The sequence below is a fragment of the Pseudomonas sp. B611 genome (genome assembly GCF_055407965.1).
In genome coordinates this window covers 174,084-192,575 of the sequence record NZ_JBUZST010000002.1, presented here as the reverse complement: position 1 = coordinate 192,575, position 18,492 = coordinate 174,084, and the positions used below count along the sequence as shown (strand labels likewise).

Below are 18,492 nucleotides of genomic sequence, written 5' to 3'. Positions count from 1 at the left end.
CTTTTCCCACTTCCGTACGCGCCTTTGGAAAGTCGCAAAGAGCGGAAGGAAAAGTCTGCCTAAATCGTAAGAAATGCCCTGAGACGGGCTTTTGCAGGTTAACACCGCGACTTCCGGCAGAAAGCCGGTGCAATATATGGAAACAGATCGGCCCAGGCGTGACGGCAAGCCGCCCACCTGCGTCCCGTTATGGATGGCGCTGCAAAGATTCCAGCACCCGCAGAGGTGCCCCCCAACCAATGCCTACAACCCGTGAGTGTGCTATGGAACCCGGAAACGCCCAACTGTCGATGACGGTGCTGATGACCCCTGATATGGCCAACTTCTCTGGCAATGTCCACGGCGGCACCCTGCTCAAGTACCTCGACGAAGTGGCCTACGCCTGTGCGAGCCGTTATGCCGGCCGCTACGTAGTGACCTTGTCCGTAGACCAAGTGATTTTTCGCGAGCCGATCCATGTCGGTGAGCTGGTGACCTTCCTCGCGTCGGTCAACTACACCGGCAACACCTCGATGGAGGTGGGGATCAAGGTGGTCACCGAAAACATCCGCGAACGCTCGGTGCGTCATACCAACAGCTGCTTCTTCACCATGGTGGCCGTGGACGACCAACGCAAGCCGGCCGCCGTGCCGCCGTTGCAGCCGCACAACAGCGAAGACAAGCGCCGCTTCGTGCAGGCGCAACAGCGCCGGCAGATTCGCCAGGAGCTGGAAAAGCGGTATCAGGAAATCAAAGGCTGAAGCGCTGACAATCCCAGGGTGTAAACCGGGTCAAATGTGGGAGCGGGCTTGCTCGCGAAAGCGGTGTGTCAGTCAAAGATGTTTCAACTGAACCACCGTATTCGCGAGCAAGCCCGCTCCCACACAAGCCAGCTCCCACATTGGGTTTTGTGTAGTTACAGGCCTATCGGCGTGGCTTCAAAACGCACCCGCGGATGCGCAATACGATCCTGCGCCCGCACCAACTCCAGCTCATAACTCGCACACGCCTGGGTTTCCAGCAGCACTTCATGCACCGCCGCCGCGGTGAACTCGAAGGCCGCCACCAGGCTATCGCCCAGCAACACCCGCGCCAGGAACAACCCCGACGTCAGGTCGCCCACGCCCACCGGCTGACGCGGAAACGCCAGCAATGGCCGGCGCAGGTGCCAGCTGCCGTCGTGAGTCACCAGCAGCATCTCGAACCCTTCCGGCAACTTGCCCGGATAATCCAAGTGTTTAACCAGTACCGCCTTCGGCCCGCGTGCCAGCAAGGCCTTGGCCATGGCCAGGCAATCGAACAGCGACTGCGGCTTGCGCCCGGCAAAGCTGTCCAGTTCCAGTTGGTTGGGGCACAGGAAGTCCGCCATGGCCGCCGCTTCGTCCAGCAGGAAATCACTGACTTCCTGAGGCACGATGCAGCCTTTTTCCGGGTGGCCCATGACCGGGTCGCACAGGTACAGGGCCTTGGGATTGATGGCCTTGATGCGCGCCACACCGGTCAGAATCGCGCGGCCCTGGTCGGCACTGCCCAGGTAGCCGGACAGCACCGCATCGCAGTTGCCCAACTCGCCAATCGCCGCAATGCCTTCCACCAGCGCCGGAATTTGCTGCGGCGCCAACACTTCGCCGGCCCACTGGCCATACTGGGTGTGGTTGGAGAACTGCACCGTGTTCAGCGGCCAGACGTTCACCCCGACGCGCTGCATGGGGAACACGGCGGCGCTGTTTCCGGCGTGGCCAAAGACCACATGAGACTGGATCGCAAGCAGATGAGGTGTGCGTTTCATGCAGGGGATTTCCGTAAAGCCGTTGAAATTCTGGCCGCGCAGTATGCGACTAAACGCAGCCTGTACGACAGACCGGCGACACAGTTAAGCTGCTCTCACTTTGTTGGAGTTTTTCGCATGCTGACCCTGGGAAATATCTTCGTGTTGATGCTGCTGGCGACCGGCGCTGCCTGGGTGTGGCACAACCACGGCCTGCGCGAGCGCGCGCTGGAGCGGGTCAAGCAGCATTGCGCCAAGCTCGACATCGAACTGCTCGACGGCGCCGTGGCGCTCAAGCGCATCGGGTTTGTGAAGGATGCCAAGGGCCGCCGGCGCCTGGCACGCATCTACAATTTCGAATTCACCGTGACCGGCGAAAGCCGTCATCCGGGGACCATCACCCAATTCGGCGCCCACAGCGCGCAGATCGAACTGGCGCCCTACCCGTTCGAGATCAAGACGCCGCTGCCCAGCGCCGACGTGATCGAGCTCAGCCAATGGCGCCAGGACCACGCCAGCAAGAACCGTCACTGACGACAGGCGGCCAGCGCGGCCTGTAGCACTGCCACGTCCTGTGGCGCGCTGAAGATCAATTCGATACGTGAATCGCGACGCCATTCGCTGGGTTGCCAGGTGAGTGGGCTGTTATCCACCGCGTTGGCGCTGGTCCAGCCTTCGCCGCTGTGGATAACCAGTTTGGCGCGGCGCCACTCAAGGTTTTCCAACCACTGTTGCAAGCGCTGAGTGTCGAATTGCTGGCTCGGATGCCAGCGCCAGCCGATGCTCCAACCACCCTCCTGCGCTTGGCTGAGGCAGATTGGCAGCGCAGGATCGCTCCAGATCGCCGGCATTTGCGCCAGCCCTTTGGGCACTGCAAAGTTATCCACAGCGCTGCCCGCCTTCGCATTCAGGCCTGGCAGCTGCGCCAGAGGCAACTGCGCCTGACGCGTCCAGTAATGCGGGCAATCAGGCAATTGCCGTTCGACAGCCTGGCGCTGTGCGGCGTCCAGCCCTTCATCCTTGTTCAACACCAACAACCCCGCACCGGCCAGCGCTTCTTGCTGCGCCTGCAGCAAGGGCTTGCCAGCCGCCAGGGCCTGCGCATCCAATACGAGCACGCACGGCTGAACCGCCAGCACGTCCTGCCAAGGCGCCGCCTTGAGTTGCTTGAGCAACTGCGCGGGATGGCCCAGCCCCGACGGTTCGATAAACAGCCGATCCGGCTTGGCCTTACGCAGCAAGCGGCCCAGACCGACCTGGAACGGTGCTCCATTCACACAGCACAAACAGCCGCCGGCTACTTCGCCGAGGGCAATGCCGTCGTCATCCAGGGTCAGCAGCGCTGCGTCCAGGCCAATCTGCCCAAACTCGTTGATCAACACGGCCCAACGCTCGTTGGCCGGACGTTGGGCGAGCAGGTGCTTGATCAGGCTGGTCTTGCCGGCGCCCAGAGGACCGGCAATCACGTGGGTGGGAATGTTCTGCAACATGGAACGCATCGTTCAGGCCGTGTAGAGGGTTTGATCCTACGCGGTTATGCGAGCCAATCCAGCGTCAGGATCAAGCGGCGCTCGTCCGTTTTTAACGCGGGCGAACGGTGGATCAGGCCATGGCCTTCGTTACCGTGCCATTTGGTGCCCTTGAGCAGCGCGACTTCGCCGCAGTGGATCTGCTCGATGCGCTCGCTGGGTTCGGCGTCTGCCTGGCTCAACTGGCGGCGGTCCATCACCCCTTCACGCAACCATTGGCTGCCAATCCCCGCGTAGGTGGTGATCAGCCGAACCGGCACATGATCGACGTGAAAACGCGGGCACATGGCCTTGTCCAACAGGCGCAGGCGCACGCCAATGCGCTTGGCGCCCAGCAGGCAGGCAAACGCGCTGACCAGCCACGAGACATCGGCGATAAAGCCCTCGTAGCCTTCAAGATCACGACAACTGGACGCCAGGTCCTGCAAGTTCGGCATGGCATCCTCGCTGTCGAGCTCGATCACCATCGAATCGGCCAACGGTTCGTTGAGGGACACCAGCAAGGCGCCGAACTCGGCGATGTGCAGGGGCAACTGGCGCTGCCACAGCGCCAGGTTCACGCCGTCTTCGAGGATGTCGGACAGGGCCAGCGGGGTTTCGCCGCGGGTCTGGCGAATCACGGGACGCAGGGGGATTACCGGGGCGAGCATCAGGCGGCTGCCTCCTCATACCAAGGGCCAAAAGGGTCGGCCAGTAAGCGCCAACCTTCGACGCCCAGGACCATTTCTTCATCGTTGAGCAGGCAGGCGTCCAGTTCGGCGCGCATGGCGGCGAAGTCGATGTTCTGCCCGATAAACACCAGTTCCTGGCGGCAGTCGCCGGTGCTGAGTTGCCAGTTGCCCATGATCGCCGCGACATTTTCTTCGTCCTGTGGCCACTGGCTTTTGGGCACGAAGCGCCACCAGCGTCCGGCAAAACCATGGCGCATCAGGCCACCGGCCTGGGACCAGCTGCCGGCATCCTGGTGCTTGCTGGCCAGCCAGAAAAAGCCCTTGGAGCGCAGCAGTTTGCCGTTGACCCAAGGGCGGTCGATAAAATCGAAAAAGCGCTGTGGATGGAACGGCCGGCGCGCGCGGTAAGCGGTGGACGCGATGCCGTATTCTTCGGTTTCCGGCACATGTTCGCCGCGCAATTCCTGCAACCAGCCCGGGGCCTGGGCCGCACGTTCGAAGTCGAAACGGCCGGTGTTGAGGATCTTGTGCAGCGGCACTTCGCCCATGACCATCGGGATGATTTCGGCCTGGGCGTTGAGGCGTTCCAGGATCGCCATCAGCTCTTCGCGTTCGCGGCTGCTGATCAGGTCGATCTTGCTGATCAGGATCACGTCGGCGAATTCGATCTGTTCGATCAGCAGGTCGGTGATCGAGCGCTCGTCCTCTTCGCCGAGGGTTTCGCCGCGTGAGGCAAGGCTTTCGGCGGCCTGGTAGTCGAGCAGGAAGTTCATGCCATCGACCACCGTGACCATGGTGTCCAGGCGGGCGATGTCGGCCAGGCTTTGTTCGTTTTCATCGCGAAAGGTGAAGGTTTCTGCCACGGGCAGCGGTTCGGAAATGCCGGTGGACTCGATCAGCAGGTAATCGAAACGACCTTCCTTGGCGAGTTTTCCCACTTCCAGCAGCAAGTCTTCACGCAAGGTGCAGCAGATGCAGCCGTTACTCATCTCCACCAGCTTTTCTTCGGCGCGGTTGAGGGTGACGTCACGCTGGACCTCGCTGCCGTCGATGTTGATTTCGCTCATGTCGTTGACGATCACCGCCACCCGCAGGTTTTCGCGGTTGCGCAGAACGTAATTGAGCAGCGTGCTTTTACCGGCGCCGAGAAAACCGGACAACACAGTAACGGGGAGACGATTGGGCATCAGGTATTCCTCATCAGGTGGCCGGTCAAATCGCCCGTTTATGGCGTTCGCGCAGCTCTTCACGTTCTTTGGCTTCGATACACAGGGTGGCGGTAGGACGTAGCAATAAACGCTGTAGGCCGATGGGCTCGCCGGTTTCACGGCACCAGCCGTATTCACCACGGGCGAGCAGTTCGAAGGCGTCGTCAATCTTGTCCAGCAGCTTCTTTTCGCGCTCCAGCAGGCGCAGTTGCCATTGCCGTTGTTCTTCAGCGCTGCCCACATCGGCGGGGTCGCTGTTGGGTTCCTGCTCGCGCAGCAACTGGAACTCGGCGTCGATACGCGCTTGCAGCTCATTGCGCTGGGCCAGCAACAGTTCACGGAAGAAGCCCTGCTGGGCTTCGTTCATGTAGTCGGCGGGCGGTTGGGCCAGCAGGTCTTGTCTAGTCATGGGGAGCGGTTCACGGATCAGGCTGTGCTTTTATGTTATAGTATAACAATACAAATAAGCCAATCCCCCTTGCTCCCCGCGACGAAGGGCGCAATGCTTGAGCACTTTCCAGCCCTGAGAAACCCTATGAAATACCTGGCGTGCGCCCTGTTATTGGCCGTGGCAGGCCCGGCCTGCGCCCAAGTGCCGAGCCTGCTGGCGACGTGCACGCGCAGCGCCAACCTGCTGGCCTGCGTGGACCCGCAAGGCAACGCCTACAGCGTGGCGACCGTCGGCAGCACCACGTATTTGCGCGGTTTCGAGGTGATCGGCAAACGCCGCTGGGCACAGACCAACAGCCGTTATGGGCAACTGACGTTCTTTACCGGGTTGGCCTCGGACGGTGAGGCGTGGGTGGGCTACACGCGGCGTGTGGGCTGGACCACGATCAACCGGTTTTCCAGCTCCGGTGGCTCCAGCGCCAAGTTCACCTGCAGCCGGATTACCGGCTGCTAGACCTGACCGGCCTTCTGTTCCTGGACCCAGGCCATGTAGCTGTTCATCGGTGGGTTCTTCTGGAAGTACTTCTTCAACCCGTCGAACAAACCATCCGCGACTGCCTGTTGATGCCGCGCCGTGACCAGGCGTTCAGCGTCGCGGGTATTGGAGATAAACCCGGTCTCCACCAGGATCGACGGCACGTCCGGTGACTTGAGCACCGCGAATCCAGCCTGTTCCACGCGCTTCTGATGCAGGGTGGTGATGCCTTCCAGGCTGCCCAGGATCGAGCTGCCCAGTTGCAGGCTGGAGGCGATGGTGGCATTCATCGACATATCCAGAATCACCCCCGCCAACATCGGGTCCTTGTCCTTGAGATTGAGCAGCGTGGTGGCGCCCAGCAAATCCGCACCGTTCTCACGCTGCGCCATGAAGCGCGCCGTGGCAGACGTCGCGCCCCCTTCCGACAACGCATACACCGACGCCCCCGACGCCGTCAGCCGTGGCGCGGCATCCGCATGCACCGAGATAAACATATCGGCCTTGTGCTGACGGGCAATGTCCACACGCTTGCGCAGCGGCACGAAGAAATCGTCGTTGCGCACCAGCTTCACGTCAAAGCCCTTCTCACGCTTCAAACGCTTGGCCAGCAACTGGGCGATGGACAGCACCACGTCTTTTTCGCGCTGACCTTTGGAGCCGATGGCGCCTGGGTCTTTGCCGCCGTGGCCGGGGTCGACCACCACGATGATGTCGCGCTTGGGATGCACCTTGTCCGTGATGGGCGCGGGCTCAGCGGCGATTTGCCGAGGCGCGTGGGTGCTGCTGGTCAAGTCCAGCACCAGGCGATGACCTTGGCCATCCTGCGGCGGCAATAGAAAGCTGTTGAGCTGCATCGGCGCGGCCAGGTCCAGCACGATGCGTGTGTCCGCCTTGCCGAAGTGCCCCGAGCGGATCGACGTGATGCCGCTGTTCTTCAAGGCCAACTGCGAAAAATCACCACTGAGCCCGGCACCGCTCAGGTCGATGATCAAGCGCTCCGGCGAGGTCAGGGAAAAGGTCTTGTACTGCACCGGCCCGCTGAGGTCGAACACCAAGCGCAGCTTGTCCGCCGAGCGCCACAGGCGCGCATTGCTGATCTGCGTGGCGTAGGCCGCAAACGGCAAGGTGAACAGTGGACTGACCAGGAGCAGGTTAAGGAGCTGACGTCTGTGCATGACAAATACCGCAGATAAAGGAGCGTCCGTACTCGACAGGGCTGAAAAAAGGCAGGAGCAGAATATTCATCGTCGACTCTATTGTTATACTATAACATGTCTAATTATTGCCAACGATGGACCTGCTTATGAATGCGCTGACTCTGCCGGATATCGCCGCGCAGGCTTCACGCCAAGCCTTGCCACTCGACTGGGTAGGCATGTGCGGCATCGCCCTGCCGATTCTGATCGACGGCCAACGCCTCAGCGCCCGTGCCGATGCCGGTGTCAGCCTGGACGACGGCGAAGCCCGTGGCATCCATATGTCGCGCCTGTACCTGGCGCTGGAAGCGCTTGAGCAGCAGCCGCTTACGCCTGCACTTCTGCGTAATGTACTGCAGCGTTTCCTCGACACACATGAAGGTTTATCTAAGAACGCCTACCTGCGCATCCACACCGACTTGCTGCTCAAACGCGCGGCGTTGATCAGCCCTTTGGCTGGCTGGAAAGCCTACCCGGTGAGCCTCGAAGCGCGCCTGGAAAACCAGATGTTCCACGTGGAACTAAAAATTGACGTTACCTACTCGTCAACCTGCCCTTGCTCCGCCGCCCTCGCCAGGCAGTTGATTCAGCAGCAATTTCTCGACGACTTCAGCAACACGCCACTCAAGCATGAAGACGTGCTGAACTGGCTGGGCAGCGCCAGCGGCATCATCGCCACGCCCCACAGCCAGCGCAGCAGTGCGCAATTACACGTGCACCTGCAAGGCAACCAGTTGCCGTTCACAGACCTGATCGACCACGCCGAAGCCGCCCTCGGCACCGCCGTACAAACCGCCGTAAAACGCGCGGACGAACAAGCCTTCGCCCTGGCCAACGGGCAGAACCTGATGTTCTGCGAAGACGCCGCCCGCCGCCTGAACCTCGCCTTGAAACGCTCGGATGCCGTCAAAGCCTTCCACTTGAAAGTGATCCACGCCGAAAGCCTGCACGCGCACGATGCCGTGGCTGAAAGCCGCTGGACGAGACACCCTGAATGATCACCTGCACCGCATTACGCTGGGGCGCCCCGGGCCAACCGCTGACACCCGCCCTGGACCTCACGCTACAACCAGGCAGCCTCACCGGCATCATCGGCGCCAACGGCACCGGCAAAAGCAGCCTGCTCAAAGTCATCGCCGGCCTGCAAAAGCCGCTGGCGGGCAAAGTCAGCGTGGACATTCCACGGCGTGGCGGCCTGTCGTTCCTGCCCCAGCAACAGCACCTCGACCGCCAGTTCCCCATCAGCCTGCAAGAGTTGGTCGCCGCTGGCTTCTGGGGCACGAAGCTCTCGCCCCAACAACGCAGCCAGCGCCTTGAAGCAGTGCTGGAAGACTGGTGCCTCAGCGGCCTGCAACATCGCCCATTGATGGCCTTGTCCGGCGGCGAACTGCAACGCGCCCTGCTCGCCCGCATGAGCCTGGCCGAAGCACCGGTGCTGCTGCTTGACGAACCCCACGCCGCCCTCGACGAAGACGGCCAGGCGCTGTGCTGGAAACATATCCACGCTTGGCATGACGCCGGCCGCACGCTGATCGTGGTCTGCCACGATCTGGCCTCGGTGCGCCAGCACACCCAGCAAGTGGTACAGATCAAAAGCACCGGCTGCCTGTTCGGCAACAGCAAAGAGCTGATCCGCCCCCAAGCGCAAATGCAGGTGGCCTGATGCACTTCGCCGCCCACCTGTGGATGCCCTTCGTCGATTTTGTCTTCATGCGCCGCGCACTGATCGGCGGCCTTGTCCTCGCATGCAGCACCGCGCCGCTCGGCGTGTTCCTGATCCTGCGCCGCATGAGCCTGATCGGCGACGCCGTGGCCCACGGCATCTTGCCCGGCGCCGCCCTCGGCTTCTGGTTCGCCGGCCTCAGCCTGCCCGCGCTGACGATCGGTGGTCTCGGCGCTGGCTTGGGCATGGCCGGTCTGTCCGCGTGGATCACCCGCCGCACCGGCCTGCGCGAAGACGCCAGCCTCGCCGCCATCTACCCCATCTCCCTCGCTGCTGGCGTGTTGATCCTCGGCCTCGCCGGCAAGCGCCTGGACCTGCTGCACCTGCTGTTCGGCTCTGCCCTGGCGGTGGATGAGACCACCCTCACCGGCATGCTCTGGGTCACCGGGTTCAGCCTGTTCGCCATGGCGCTGATCTACAAACCGCTGCTGCTGGACACCCTCGACCCGCTGTTCCTGCAAACCGTCAGCCGCCTCGGCCCACTCGCCCACGGCTTGTTCCTGACGCTGGTGGTGCTGAACCTGGTGATCGGCTTCCAGGCCATCGGCGCGCTGATGGTGGTGGGTTTGATGATGTTGCCGGCCATCGCTTCACGTTTCTGGAGCCGGCGCTTGCCGGTGTTGATCGCGGTATCGGCGGTGCTGGGATGCCTGTCGGTATGGCTGGGTTTGTTGCTGTCGTTCTACTACTCGTTGCCCAGCGGCCCGGCCATCGTGCTGGTGGCGGGCGCCGGGTATCTGCTGTCCGTGGTCTTCGGTCCGGTGCACGGCTTGCTGCGCCGCCCGCCTTTGCTGTCATCCCAATGAGGTGTTTCCCGATGCGCGCTTTACTCGTGCTGTTCAGCCTTCTGCTGCCGCTGTCGATGGCCCAGGCGGCCGATAAACTCCAGGTCGTCACCAGCTTCAGTATTCTCGATGACATCACCCACCAGATCGGTGGCGAGCACATCCAGATCAGCAACATGGTCGGCCCAGACGCCGACGCCCACACCTACGAACCCACCCCGGACGATGCCAAGGCCCTGCTCAAGGCCCGCGTCATCATCAAGAATGGCCTGGGCTTCGAGCCGTGGCTGGATCGTTTGGTGACCAGCACCGAAACCAAAGCCACCGTGGTGACCGCCAGCAAAGGCGTGATTTCCCACACCATGGACGAGGACGGCGAAACCATCCCCGACCCGCACGCCTGGCACAACCTGGCCAACGCCGAAATCTATGTGAACAACATCACCAAGGCCCTGATCGCCGCCGACCCGGCCAACAAAGCCGACTACCAGCGCAACAGCCAAACCTACCTGAAGGAAATCTACCGCCTGTTGGCCGAAGCCAAGACCAAGTTCGGCGCGTTGCCGCCGGGCAACCGCCGCATCGTCACCTCCCATGACGCCTTTGGTTACCTGGGCCAGGCTTACGGGATCGTGTTCCTCGCGCCTCAGGGTTTGTCCACCGAACGTGAGCCGTCAGCCGCCGAAGTCGCCGCGCTGATCACCCAGATCCGCAAAGACAAGGTCAAGGCCGTGTTCATGGAAAACATCAAGGATTCGCGCCTGCTCAAGCAGATCGCTGACGAAAGCGGCGCGCAGATCGGCGGCACGCTGTACTCCGACGCCCTCGCCGCCGAAGGCCCGGCCAGCACCTTTACCGGGTTGTTCGAATACAACCTCAACACCCTGTGCGCCGCCCTGGCCAAGCCATGACCCTGAGCATGCTCGACCTGGAAGGGGCTGCCCTGGGCAGCCGCTTCCCCCTCGAACCCCTGCTCGATGCCCTGCCGTGGAACAGCGATGGCCTGATCGCCGCCATCGCCCAGCAGCACGGTAGCGGCGACGTATTGATGCTGGCCTGGATGAACCGCCAGGCCCTTAACGAAACCCTGGCCACCGGCCACGTTTGCTACTGGTCGCGCTCGCGCCAGCGGCTGTGGCGCAAAGGCGAAAGCTCCGGCCACTGGCAGCAACTGGTGGAAGCCCGCCTGGATTGCGATGGCGACGCGGTGCTGTTGATCGTCGATCAACAAGGCCCCGCCTGCCACACGGGTCGGCCCACCTGCTTCTACAACGCCATCGATGGCGACCACGTCCACATCATTACGGAAGCCTCAGCATGATCCGCAAGAACCCTTCCGGCGATCTGCCAGTGATTGCCGAATCGGCCTACGTCGATAAAACCGCAATCATCTGCGGCAAGGTGATCATCGGCGAGAACGTCTTCGTCGGCCCCTACGCCGTGATCCGCGCCGACGAAGTCGACGCCAGCGGCGCCATGGACCCGATCACCATCGGCGCCAACTCCAATATCCAGGACGGCGTGGTCATCCACTCCAAATCCGGCGCCGCGGTGACCATCGGCGAGTTCACGTCCATCGCCCATCGCTCCATCGTCCACGGCCCCTGCACCGTCGGCGACCGCGTGTTTATCGGCTTCAACAGCGTGCTGTTCAACTGCGCCGTGGGGGACGGCTGCGTGGTGCGCCACAACTCGGTGGTGGACGGCCGCGACTTGCCGGATGCGTTCTACGTACCCTCCACCACCCGCATCGGGCCCAACACCGACCTGTCGCAATTCCCGCCGGTGAGCATCAGCGCCTCGGAGTTTTCCGAAGACGTGGCACGCACCAATGTCGACCTGGTGCGCGGCTACAAAGCCCTGCAAAACGAGTTCTGAACCATGAGCCGCCTGCTGATCCGCAATGCCCGCCTGGTGAATGAAGGCCAGGAATTCGACGCCGATGTGCTGGTCGCCAATGGCCGCATCGAGAAGATCGCCAGCAGCATCGAAGGCTGCAACGCGCCCATGGCCATCGACGCCCAGGGCCAGTGGTTGCTGCCGGGCATGATCGATGACCAGGTGCACTTTCGCGAACCCGGCGCGCCTGACAAAGGCAGCTTCTACAGCGAATCCCGCGCGGCGGTGGCTGGCGGCATCACCAGTTTCATGGACATGCCCAACACCAACCCCGCGACCCTCAACCTCGAAGCCCTCGCCGATAAAAAGCGCCGTGCCGCGCTGCACTCGGTGGCCAACTACGGCTTTCACTTTGGCGTGAGCAACGACAACCTCGACATCGTTGCGGCGCTCGACCCCTGCGAAGTGGCCGGGGTAAAAGTGTTCATGGGCGCCTCCACCGGCAATATGCTGGTGGACGATCCGCGCATCCTGGAGCGGCTGTTTGCCGAAGTGCCAACGATCCTGCTGGCCCATTGCGAACACACGCCGAGCATCCAGGCCAACGAACTGCGCCTGCGCGAGCGCTTCGGCAAACACATCCCCGCCGTCGCCCACCCGCTGATCCGCGATGCCGAGGCGTGTTATCGCTCGTCCTCCTTTGCGGTGGAATTGGCCAAACGCCACGGCACCCGCCTGCACGTACTGCACTTGACCAGCGCCCTCGAACTGGCGCTGTTCGAGGACAAACCCCTGGCCGAAAAACGCATTACCGCCGAGGTCTGCCTGCACCATTTGCTGTTCGATGACCGCGACTATCACCGCCTCGGCCACCAGATCAAATGCAACCCAGCGATCAAGACCCGCGCCGACCGCGACGCCCTGCGCCTGGCCTTGTTGAGTGATCGTCTGGATGTAATCGGCACTGACCATGCGCCGCATACCTGGGCACAAAAACAGTTGGAATATCGTGAGGCGCCGTCGGGTCTGCCCCTGGTGCAGCATGCGCTGCCGGCGTTATTGGAGTTGGTGGCCGATGGGCATTTGCCCCTGACCACCCTCGTGGCGAAGACCAGCCACCGCGTGGCGGACCTGTTCGCCATTCCTGATCGCGGCTATTTGCGCGAAGGCTATTGGGCCGACCTGGTGCTGATCCAGCCCGAACCGGAAGGCAAACCCGTGAGCAGCCAAGCGATCCTCGGCCGCTGCGGCTGGACGCCCTTTGCCGAGCGTAGCTTCCGGCACAGTGTCAGCACCACCCTGGTGTCCGGCCACCTGGCGTGGCACAACGGCCAGGTGGTCAACAGTTGCCAGGGCTTGCCCCTGCATTTTCTGCGTTAAGCGCGGGGTTTGACCGTGCCGCAATCGGTGCCCAGCCATTGGGCGTGGGTGTCCAGGCTGCCCTTCTGCTGAATGCCGGTGGCATTGAAGGTGCCGTTGACACTGGTGCTGAATTCTTTCTGGCTCTGGAAAGTGGCCACACCAGTGCCCTGGGCTTTCGGGCAACTGAAACGGAATTTCCACTGGTTGCCGGTCTTGTCGGTCACTTCCTGTTTGCAGCCCGATTGCGGGTCGGTCAGGGGGATCGAGTCAGAGGCGACCTGCGCTGGGGTGAGGCACACCTGCACGCCTTTACCGGCCATGGTGATGCCCTGTTTTTCCAGCATGGCGCGCTGTTCGGGGGTCATCTGTTGCTTGAGTTGGCCGAGGATCAGCGACAAGTCCGGCAGGTCCTGGTTATCCACTTTCATATTGCTGGTGGTCAATTCCCACAAGCCCGGCGCCAGCATCTGTGCCTGTGCTGCTACGGGCAGCGCCAAACCAGTGACCATGGCCAAACAGAGCAGACGTGCATTCATCGGGTAACTCCTGGGTAATTGTCGGCGTTAGACGCCGCAAAGCCGCCAGTGTTGCACGGCAAATAAAATAGCGACATTCGGCACCAGACATGGTCTGTTAGGCATTGGATTGTCTGGAGTCTCGTCGTCCATGGATTTCTTTGGCCCGCACCTGCTCGCCTACTTCATCGCCACGCTGCACTTTTTCGGGACGCTCGCCGCGATCCACGCGGTGCTGACCGTCAGGACCGCCCAAGGCTCAATCGCCTGGGCCCTGTCGCTGATGTTCATGCCCTACCTCACGCTCATCCCCTACCTGATCTTTGGCCGCAGCACCTTTGACGCCTACATCCAGGCGCGGCGCCAGGCCAACCAGGAAATGCACACCGCCATCACCGAATTGAACTGGCGCCCGTGGGTCGAAGAAGCCCTCGCCGCACGCAACTCCAGCGCCTACGCGTCCCTGCGCGCCATGCCCAAGTTGGGGCGCATGCCGTGCCTGGCCAACAACGAAGTGCGTTTGTTGATCAATGGCGACGCCACCTTCAGTGCGATTTTCGCGGCGATTCGCAATGCCAAAACTGCGGTGCTGTTCCAGTTTTTCATCATCCATGACGACGAGCTTGGCCGGCAGTTACACGCCCTGCTGCAGGAAAAAGCCGCCCAAGGCGTAAGCATTTACGTGCTGTATGACCGCATTGGCAGCCATGCCCTGCCCCATCGTTATGTGCAATCCCTGCGCGACGCCGGGGTGCAGGTCAAGGCATTCGCCACCCGCAGCGGCTGGCTCAACCGTTTCCAGGTCAACTTCCGCAACCACCGCAAGATCGTCGTGGTGGACGGCGTTACCGGGTTTGTCGGCGGGCATAACGTCGGCGATGAATACCTCGGCAAAAAACCGCCGCTGGCGCCGTGGCGCGACACCCATGTGCAAGTCACTGGCCCAGTGGTGGCGTGCCTGCAAGAGTCGTTTGCCGAGGACTGGTTCTGGGCTGCGCGGGAGCTGCCGCCGCTGATCCTGCCGGACGCCTACCCGGAAGACGGCGTGCTTTGCCAACTGCTCGCCAGCGGCCCGGCCGACCCGTATGAAACCTGCTCGCTGTTCTTCGTCGAAGCCATCCACGCGGCGACCGAACGCGTGTGGATCACCAGCCCGTATTTCATCCCCGACGAAGCGGTGTTCGCTGCCCTGCGCCTGGCCGTATTGCGCGGGGTCGATGTGCGCCTGCTGCTGCCGTCGCGCCCTGACCACCGCATCGTCTACGCGGCCTCCAGCCTGTATGCGATCGAAGCGGTACGCGCCGGCGTGCGTGTGTTCCGCTACACGCCAGGTTTTTTGCATCAGAAGGTGGTGTTGGTGGACAGCGAAATCAGCGCCATCGGTAGTGCGAATATGGACAATCGTTCATTCCGGCTGAATTTTGAAGTGATGTTGCTGACGGTGGACGAAGCCTTCGCCCGCGAAGTGGAACAGATGCTGCTGGACGACTTTGCCCTGGCCCACGAGGTCAGCCAGGAGGAAAGCCGCGAGACCCGGCGCCTGCAACAGCTGGGTATGCGGGTGGCGCGCTTGATCTCGCCGATCCTCTAACAGCCAACACGGTAAAAACTGTGGGAGCGGGCTTGCTCGCGAATGCGGTGTGTCAGTACAAGATGAGCCGACTGATACACCGCATTCGCGAGCAAGCCCGCTCCCACACAAGCCAGCTCCCACATTTAGATCTTCAGTGTGTTCGAAAGATCAGCGGTAAATATCTTCTCGGGTCCACGGCAGTTCATGGCTGCCATCCGCATGCGGCTTCACCGCCAGGATCTGATGCAAATTGATCCAGCCCCGCGCAAACGCATAGGCACACCCCGCCAGGTACAACCGCCAAATCCGCAACGCCTGCACCGGCACCATCTTCGCCGCCGCTTCCAGGTTGTCCTCCAGACGTTCACTCCAATGGTCCAGCGTGCGCGCGTAGTGCAAGCGCAAGCTTTCGACATCGACCACTTCCAACCCGACTTCACTGATCTCGGCGGTCATCATCGCCAAATGCGGCAACTCGCCGTTGGGGAACACGTAGCGCTCGATAAAGTCACCGGCTCCACGGCCCACTGGGCGGCCGTCCGTGTGTTTGGCGGTGATGCCGTGGTTCATCACCAGGCCGCCTTCACGCACCGCGCCAAACAGGGTCTGGCAATACTGCGCCAGGTTGGCGTGGCCGACGTGTTCAAACATGCCCACGCTCACCACTTTGTCGAAGCGGCCGTCTTGCGGCAGGTCGCGGTAATCGAGCAGTTGCAGGTCCACCTGGTCGTCCAGGCCTTCGGCTTTCACGCGCTCGCGGGCCAAGGCCAACTGCTCTTTGCTCAGGGTGATGCCAAACACCTTGACCCCGAATTCCCGCGCGGCAAACCGTGCGAGCCCACCCCAGCCACAGCCGACATCGAGCAAATACTCGCCCGGCTGCAAGCGCAACTTGCGGCACAGGTGGCGGAATTTGTCTTGTTGGGCCTGGTCGATGGATTCGCTGCCGGTTTCGAAGTAACCGCAGGAGTACGCCATGTCCTGGTCCAGCCACAGCTGGTAAAACTCGTTGGACAGGTCGTAGTGGTAGGAAATTGCCGCTGCGTCTGTGGCCTTATCGTGGATCGAGCGCACCGGACGCGTCTCTTCGTCGTCCTCGACCAGGGCATGACTCAACTCGTCACACACCCGGATCACTTCGCTGATAGAGCCTTCCAGCTCCAATTTGCCCTCGATAAAGGCTTCGCCCAGTGAATTGAGCGTCGGATGGGTCAGCTGAGGCACGACCGTGGGGTCCTTCACCACGATGGTCACACTGGGCTCAGGGCCCAAGTTGAATTCATGGCCATCCCAGAGTCGAAGACGCAGCGGCAGCTGAAGATTCTGTAAGGCCGGTGGAAGTTGCGCGAGCATGAGTAGTCCCCCCTTGTTTCAGACGTCTGAAAAGAGGGTAGACCATCCCGAGACAAGTAGGAGGCTATCGATCTGATAGCCCATCGCTATGGGCGCGGCGTTCAAGCAACCCCTCTTCGATCCACTGTTTCAACCATGTAACGGCCTTCAGCGGTGCGTCCTCTGCATAAGTGATAGCCAAGTGCTCACAGAGTTCTGAAAAGGTCCAGCCGGTGGCCACCATGCCTGCCAGGGCGCAGGCCTCCTTGGGCTCCAGGCTGCGGTAACGGCACACGTTGCGGTGGCGCCACACCAGGCAAATCTGCGTCGATTCCAACGCCGCGCTACCGGGAAAATCCGCTTCTTCCTTACCCGCTCGCCAGATCGCCAGCGTATTGAAGTGGCAAAGCATCTGCTGCACCGAGGGCGCCAGGGTGACCTGCAAACCCGGCCAATCCTGGGGCGGCAATAGCGCCATGTCATCCAGGCTCAGCGGCGCGCCCTGGGCTGCATCAAAGGCCAGGGTGAACGCCCACTCGAACCGCGCCAACTCGGCCAGCGGCGCGCTTTGCTCCTCCATCAAGTGTTCAACGATAAAGGCTGCAAAGCGTTCGCCCAGCCAGCGCAGGCTGTAATGGGCAGACGGGTAGCGGCGCACATAAGCCTCGGCCAGCGACGCAAACTCCTCATCCCCGAGCCAATACCAGATAGCAGCGAAGTCATGCCGCAACACTTCCTGCAACCGCGCCATGTAGGCGTTGTGGTAGATCGCCAGGCCAGTGTCCACATCCAGCGTGGGCCCACCCAACAACGTCGCGGCAAAGCCATTGTTGGCCACCGGGGTTTCGGTTAACAAATGCTGTTCAAAGGCCAACTGCCAATCGGTCAGGCGCATAGCGGCCTCCTGGCCAGGGCGATGGCCCCCAGTTCACGGGCCTTGCCCAGTTCGGTGAGCAACTCTTCGAACGGCGGGAAATGATCATCGCGTTCCAAAAACGTCGACACCGGCCCCAAGTGCTCCAGCGTCTGCTGATACAGCGCCCACACCGGATCGCACACCGGGTGGTCATGGGTATCGACCACATAATCGCCGTAGTCCATATGCCCGGCCAGGTGCAGTTGGCGGATGCTCTGCGGCGGCAGGTTGCGGATAAACGTCCAGGCGTCGAAACCATGGTTGCGCGAGCTGACATACACATTGTTCACGTCCAGCAACAACTGGCAGCCCGACAGGTGGACCAGGGCATTGAGGAATTCCCACTCGGTAAATTCATCCGCCTTGGCGCGCACATAGCTGGAGACATTTTCCAGCACCAGCGGACGCTGCAACACGTCCTGCACTTGGCGCACGCGGGCGGCCACGTGGTAGAGACTTTCTTCGGTGTAAGGCAAGGGCAACAGGTCATGCAATTGGTGCGCGCTGCCACGGCTCCAGCACAGGTGATCGGACACCCACGCTGGCTGGATACGCTCGGCCAGCTGCTTGATCTGTTTCAAGTAATCGAGATCGAGGGCATGGGGCCCGCCGATGGACAGGGACACACCGTGCATCACCAGGGGATAACGCTCGGCGATGGCGTCCAGGTAGTACAAGGCTTTGCCGCCCGGCACCAGGTAATTTTCGGAGATCACTTCGAACCAATCCACGGCCGGCGACTGTTCAAGGATCTGCTGGTAGTACTCGCTGCGCAGACCCAGGCCGTAACCGAGGCTTGCAAGGGCAGTGGACATAAGACGCTCCTGGGCAAAGTGTCCGCAGCGGCGCGCGGCAACCGCTGCGGGTGCACTCGATTACTCGCCGACTTTACCGCCAGCCGCATCGCACGCGGCCTTGGTCATGGCCTTGAAGCCGTGGCCCTTGCAGACAGCCTGGCCTTTGCAGGCGTTTTCAGCGGTCTTGCAGTCGTTCATGCCTTTGCAGGAGGTCACGCCGTAGCAGTGAACATTCGCGTCGGCAGCCTGTACCTGGGTGGCAACACCGGCAAACATAGTGGCGGCAGCGATAGCCAGGGCAGCACCGGAAACGGCGTTTTTGATGTTCATTGTTGTATTCCTCATAACAGTAGGGGTGTCGGTCTGCACGG

At 61.8% G+C, this 18,492-nt stretch carries 22 protein-coding genes; 11 read left to right on the top strand and 11 right to left on the bottom strand.

The genetic code is table 11. From position 1 onward, the window contains the following. Positions 1 to 263: 263 nt before the first annotated feature. Complete coding sequence (locus tag ACZRMO_RS05935) at positions 264 to 740, top strand: acyl-CoA thioesterase (RefSeq protein ID WP_017739034.1); 477 nt, start codon at positions 264 to 266, stop codon at positions 738 to 740. 155 nt (positions 741 to 895) lie between these two features. On the opposite strand, the gene pdxY is transcribed toward ACZRMO_RS05935, so the two are convergent. Then, on the bottom strand, positions 896 to 1,768 hold the full coding sequence (gene pdxY / locus ACZRMO_RS05930; RefSeq protein WP_026136886.1) for a pyridoxal kinase PdxY: 873 nt from the start codon (positions 1,766 to 1,768) through the stop codon (positions 896 to 898). Positions 1,769 to 1,885: 117 nt separating this feature from the next. Between pdxY and ACZRMO_RS05925 the strand changes: the two genes are divergently transcribed. Then, positions 1,886 to 2,281, top strand: coding sequence for a DUF3301 domain-containing protein (locus ACZRMO_RS05925; RefSeq protein ID WP_017737585.1), 396 nt, complete (start codon positions 1,886 to 1,888; stop codon positions 2,279 to 2,281). On the opposite strand, the gene ACZRMO_RS05920 is transcribed toward ACZRMO_RS05925, so the two are convergent. Genes ACZRMO_RS05920 through dksA form a run of 4 tightly spaced genes read right to left on the bottom strand, consistent with a single transcriptional unit; the run spans position 2,275 to position 5,564 of the window. Further along, on the bottom strand, positions 2,275 to 3,237 hold the full coding sequence (locus ACZRMO_RS05920; protein ID WP_463972232.1) for a CobW family GTP-binding protein: 963 nt from the start codon (positions 3,235 to 3,237) through the stop codon (positions 2,275 to 2,277). The genes ACZRMO_RS05925 and ACZRMO_RS05920 overlap by 7 nt on opposite strands. 44 nt (positions 3,238 to 3,281) lie before the next feature. Next, positions 3,282 to 3,926: a DUF1826 domain-containing protein gene (locus ACZRMO_RS05915; RefSeq protein ID WP_463972231.1), complete on the bottom strand. Its 645-nt coding sequence runs from the start codon at positions 3,924 to 3,926 to the stop codon at positions 3,282 to 3,284. Further along, entirely contained in the window at positions 3,926 to 5,134 is a 1,209-nt protein-coding gene (gene zigA / locus ACZRMO_RS05910; protein ID WP_463972230.1) for a zinc metallochaperone GTPase ZigA, read from the bottom strand. Before zigA ends, ACZRMO_RS05915 begins: the two co-directional genes overlap by 1 nt. A 25-nt stretch (positions 5,135 to 5,159) precedes the next feature. Then, complete coding sequence (gene dksA / locus ACZRMO_RS05905) at positions 5,160 to 5,564, bottom strand: RNA polymerase-binding protein DksA (protein WP_257782897.1); 405 nt, start codon at positions 5,562 to 5,564, stop codon at positions 5,160 to 5,162. A 126-nt stretch (positions 5,565 to 5,690) separates the two neighbouring features. On the opposite strand from dksA, the gene ACZRMO_RS05900 reads away from it, so the two are divergent. Next, positions 5,691 to 6,059 carry a glutamine synthetase gene (locus ACZRMO_RS05900; protein WP_463972229.1) on the top strand — a complete coding sequence of 123 codons (369 nt, stop codon included), beginning with the start codon at positions 5,691 to 5,693 and terminating at the stop codon, positions 6,057 to 6,059. Here the strand turns inward: ACZRMO_RS05900 and ACZRMO_RS05895 are convergent. Then, positions 6,056 to 7,258 (bottom strand): N-acetylmuramoyl-L-alanine amidase, encoded by a 1,203-nt coding sequence (locus ACZRMO_RS05895; protein WP_463972228.1) that lies wholly within the window; start codon positions 7,256 to 7,258, stop codon positions 6,056 to 6,058. The two genes, ACZRMO_RS05900 and ACZRMO_RS05895, sit on opposite strands and share 4 nt — an antisense overlap. 128 nt (positions 7,259 to 7,386) lie before the next feature. On the opposite strand from ACZRMO_RS05895, the gene folE2 reads away from it, so the two are divergent. The 7 genes from folE2 to ACZRMO_RS05860 are packed head-to-tail and all read left to right on the top strand — an operon-like array spanning position 7,387 to position 13,006. Then, positions 7,387 to 8,277 (top strand): GTP cyclohydrolase FolE2, encoded by an 891-nt coding sequence (gene folE2, locus ACZRMO_RS05890; protein ID WP_463972227.1) that lies wholly within the window; start codon positions 7,387 to 7,389, stop codon positions 8,275 to 8,277. After that, a complete protein-coding gene (locus ACZRMO_RS05885; RefSeq protein ID WP_463972226.1) occupies positions 8,274 to 8,942 on the top strand; it encodes a metal ABC transporter ATP-binding protein in 669 nt (222 codons plus the stop codon). The genes folE2 and ACZRMO_RS05885 overlap by 4 nt, the downstream gene beginning before the upstream one ends. After that, on the top strand, positions 8,942 to 9,808 hold the full coding sequence (locus ACZRMO_RS05880; protein WP_207040271.1) for a metal ABC transporter permease: 867 nt from the start codon (positions 8,942 to 8,944) through the stop codon (positions 9,806 to 9,808). Before ACZRMO_RS05885 ends, ACZRMO_RS05880 begins: the two co-directional genes overlap by 1 nt. Before the next feature lie 11 nt (positions 9,809 to 9,819). After that, entirely contained in the window at positions 9,820 to 10,698 is an 879-nt protein-coding gene (locus ACZRMO_RS05875; RefSeq protein ID WP_463972225.1) for a metal ABC transporter substrate-binding protein, read from the top strand. Further along, positions 10,695 to 11,108 carry a phosphoribosyl-AMP cyclohydrolase gene (hisI, locus tag ACZRMO_RS05870; RefSeq protein ID WP_463972224.1) on the top strand — a complete coding sequence of 138 codons (414 nt, stop codon included), beginning with the start codon at positions 10,695 to 10,697 and terminating at the stop codon, positions 11,106 to 11,108. The genes ACZRMO_RS05875 and hisI overlap by 4 nt, the downstream gene beginning before the upstream one ends. Then, complete coding sequence (locus ACZRMO_RS05865; protein ID WP_348055711.1) at positions 11,105 to 11,665, top strand: gamma carbonic anhydrase family protein; 561 nt, start codon at positions 11,105 to 11,107, stop codon at positions 11,663 to 11,665. The genes hisI and ACZRMO_RS05865 overlap by 4 nt, the downstream gene beginning before the upstream one ends. Before the next feature lie 3 nt (positions 11,666 to 11,668). Continuing rightward, entirely contained in the window at positions 11,669 to 13,006 is a 1,338-nt protein-coding gene (locus tag ACZRMO_RS05860; RefSeq protein ID WP_463972223.1) for a dihydroorotase, read from the top strand. Here the strand turns inward: ACZRMO_RS05860 and ACZRMO_RS05855 are convergent. Continuing rightward, a complete protein-coding gene (locus ACZRMO_RS05855; RefSeq protein WP_257782906.1) occupies positions 13,003 to 13,524 on the bottom strand; it encodes a DUF3617 domain-containing protein in 522 nt (173 codons plus the stop codon). The genes ACZRMO_RS05860 and ACZRMO_RS05855 overlap by 4 nt on opposite strands. 130 nt (positions 13,525 to 13,654) lie before the next feature. On the opposite strand from ACZRMO_RS05855, the gene cls reads away from it, so the two are divergent. Beyond that, positions 13,655 to 15,094 (top strand): cardiolipin synthase, encoded by a 1,440-nt coding sequence (gene cls, locus ACZRMO_RS05850; protein WP_463972222.1) that lies wholly within the window; start codon positions 13,655 to 13,657, stop codon positions 15,092 to 15,094. A gap of 150 nt (positions 15,095 to 15,244) precedes the next feature. Here cls and cfaB read toward each other — a convergent pair whose 3' ends face one another. The 4 genes from cfaB to bufA2 all read right to left on the bottom strand — a co-directional run bounded on the left by cfaB (position 15,245) and on the right by bufA2 (position 18,451). Continuing rightward, the gene (cfaB, locus tag ACZRMO_RS05845; protein WP_463972221.1) at positions 15,245 to 16,429 is read right to left on the bottom strand and encodes a C17 cyclopropane fatty acid synthase CfaB; all 1,185 of its coding nucleotides are present in this window, start codon (positions 16,427 to 16,429) and stop codon (positions 15,245 to 15,247) included. 64 nt (positions 16,430 to 16,493) lie between these two features. Further along, positions 16,494 to 17,303: an HvfC/BufC family peptide modification chaperone gene (locus ACZRMO_RS05840; protein ID WP_463972220.1), complete on the bottom strand. Its 810-nt coding sequence runs from the start codon at positions 17,301 to 17,303 to the stop codon at positions 16,494 to 16,496. After that, positions 17,294 to 18,139 carry an MNIO family bufferin maturase gene (gene bufB / locus ACZRMO_RS05835; protein WP_463972219.1) on the bottom strand — a complete coding sequence of 282 codons (846 nt, stop codon included), beginning with the start codon at positions 18,137 to 18,139 and terminating at the stop codon, positions 17,294 to 17,296. The genes ACZRMO_RS05840 and bufB overlap by 10 nt, the downstream gene beginning before the upstream one ends. A 60-nt stretch (positions 18,140 to 18,199) precedes the next feature. Beyond that, positions 18,200 to 18,451, bottom strand: coding sequence for a BufA2 family periplasmic bufferin-type metallophore (gene bufA2 / locus ACZRMO_RS05830; RefSeq protein WP_207040262.1), 252 nt, complete (start codon positions 18,449 to 18,451; stop codon positions 18,200 to 18,202). Positions 18,452 to 18,492: the final 41 nt, after the last annotated feature.

Coding starts and splice junctions, on each gene's coding strand:
- ACZRMO_RS05855 (WP_257782906.1), bottom strand. CDS start 13,524: ATGAATGCACGTCTGCTCTGTTTGGCCATGGTCACTGGTTTGGCGCTG.
- ACZRMO_RS05935 (WP_017739034.1), top strand. CDS start 264: ATGGAACCCGGAAACGCCCAACTGTCGATGACGGTGCTGATGACCCCT.
- ACZRMO_RS05895 (WP_463972228.1), bottom strand. CDS start 7,258: ATGCACAGACGTCAGCTCCTTAACCTGCTCCTGGTCAGTCCACTGTTC.
- cls (WP_463972222.1), top strand. CDS start 13,655: ATGGATTTCTTTGGCCCGCACCTGCTCGCCTACTTCATCGCCACGCTG.
- dksA (WP_257782897.1), bottom strand. CDS start 5,564: ATGACTAGACAAGACCTGCTGGCCCAACCGCCCGCCGACTACATGAAC.
- ACZRMO_RS05885 (WP_463972226.1), top strand. CDS start 8,274: ATGATCACCTGCACCGCATTACGCTGGGGCGCCCCGGGCCAACCGCTG.
- ACZRMO_RS05900 (WP_463972229.1), top strand. CDS start 5,691: ATGAAATACCTGGCGTGCGCCCTGTTATTGGCCGTGGCAGGCCCGGCC.
- ACZRMO_RS05840 (WP_463972220.1), bottom strand. CDS start 17,303: ATGCGCCTGACCGATTGGCAGTTGGCCTTTGAACAGCATTTGTTAACC.
- cfaB (WP_463972221.1), bottom strand. CDS start 16,429: ATGCTCGCGCAACTTCCACCGGCCTTACAGAATCTTCAGCTGCCGCTG.
- zigA (WP_463972230.1), bottom strand. CDS start 5,134: ATGCCCAATCGTCTCCCCGTTACTGTGTTGTCCGGTTTTCTCGGCGCC.
- ACZRMO_RS05860 (WP_463972223.1), top strand. CDS start 11,669: ATGAGCCGCCTGCTGATCCGCAATGCCCGCCTGGTGAATGAAGGCCAG.
- ACZRMO_RS05875 (WP_463972225.1), top strand. CDS start 9,820: ATGCGCGCTTTACTCGTGCTGTTCAGCCTTCTGCTGCCGCTGTCGATG.
- hisI (WP_463972224.1), top strand. CDS start 10,695: ATGACCCTGAGCATGCTCGACCTGGAAGGGGCTGCCCTGGGCAGCCGC.
- ACZRMO_RS05865 (WP_348055711.1), top strand. CDS start 11,105: ATGATCCGCAAGAACCCTTCCGGCGATCTGCCAGTGATTGCCGAATCG.
- ACZRMO_RS05925 (WP_017737585.1), top strand. CDS start 1,886: ATGCTGACCCTGGGAAATATCTTCGTGTTGATGCTGCTGGCGACCGGC.
- ACZRMO_RS05915 (WP_463972231.1), bottom strand. CDS start 3,926: ATGCTCGCCCCGGTAATCCCCCTGCGTCCCGTGATTCGCCAGACCCGC.
- bufA2 (WP_207040262.1), bottom strand. CDS start 18,451: ATGAACATCAAAAACGCCGTTTCCGGTGCTGCCCTGGCTATCGCTGCC.
- folE2 (WP_463972227.1), top strand. CDS start 7,387: ATGAATGCGCTGACTCTGCCGGATATCGCCGCGCAGGCTTCACGCCAA.
- bufB (WP_463972219.1), bottom strand. CDS start 18,139: ATGTCCACTGCCCTTGCAAGCCTCGGTTACGGCCTGGGTCTGCGCAGC.
- ACZRMO_RS05920 (WP_463972232.1), bottom strand. CDS start 3,237: ATGTTGCAGAACATTCCCACCCACGTGATTGCCGGTCCTCTGGGCGCC.
- ACZRMO_RS05880 (WP_207040271.1), top strand. CDS start 8,942: ATGCACTTCGCCGCCCACCTGTGGATGCCCTTCGTCGATTTTGTCTTC.
- pdxY (WP_026136886.1), bottom strand. CDS start 1,768: ATGAAACGCACACCTCATCTGCTTGCGATCCAGTCTCATGTGGTCTTT.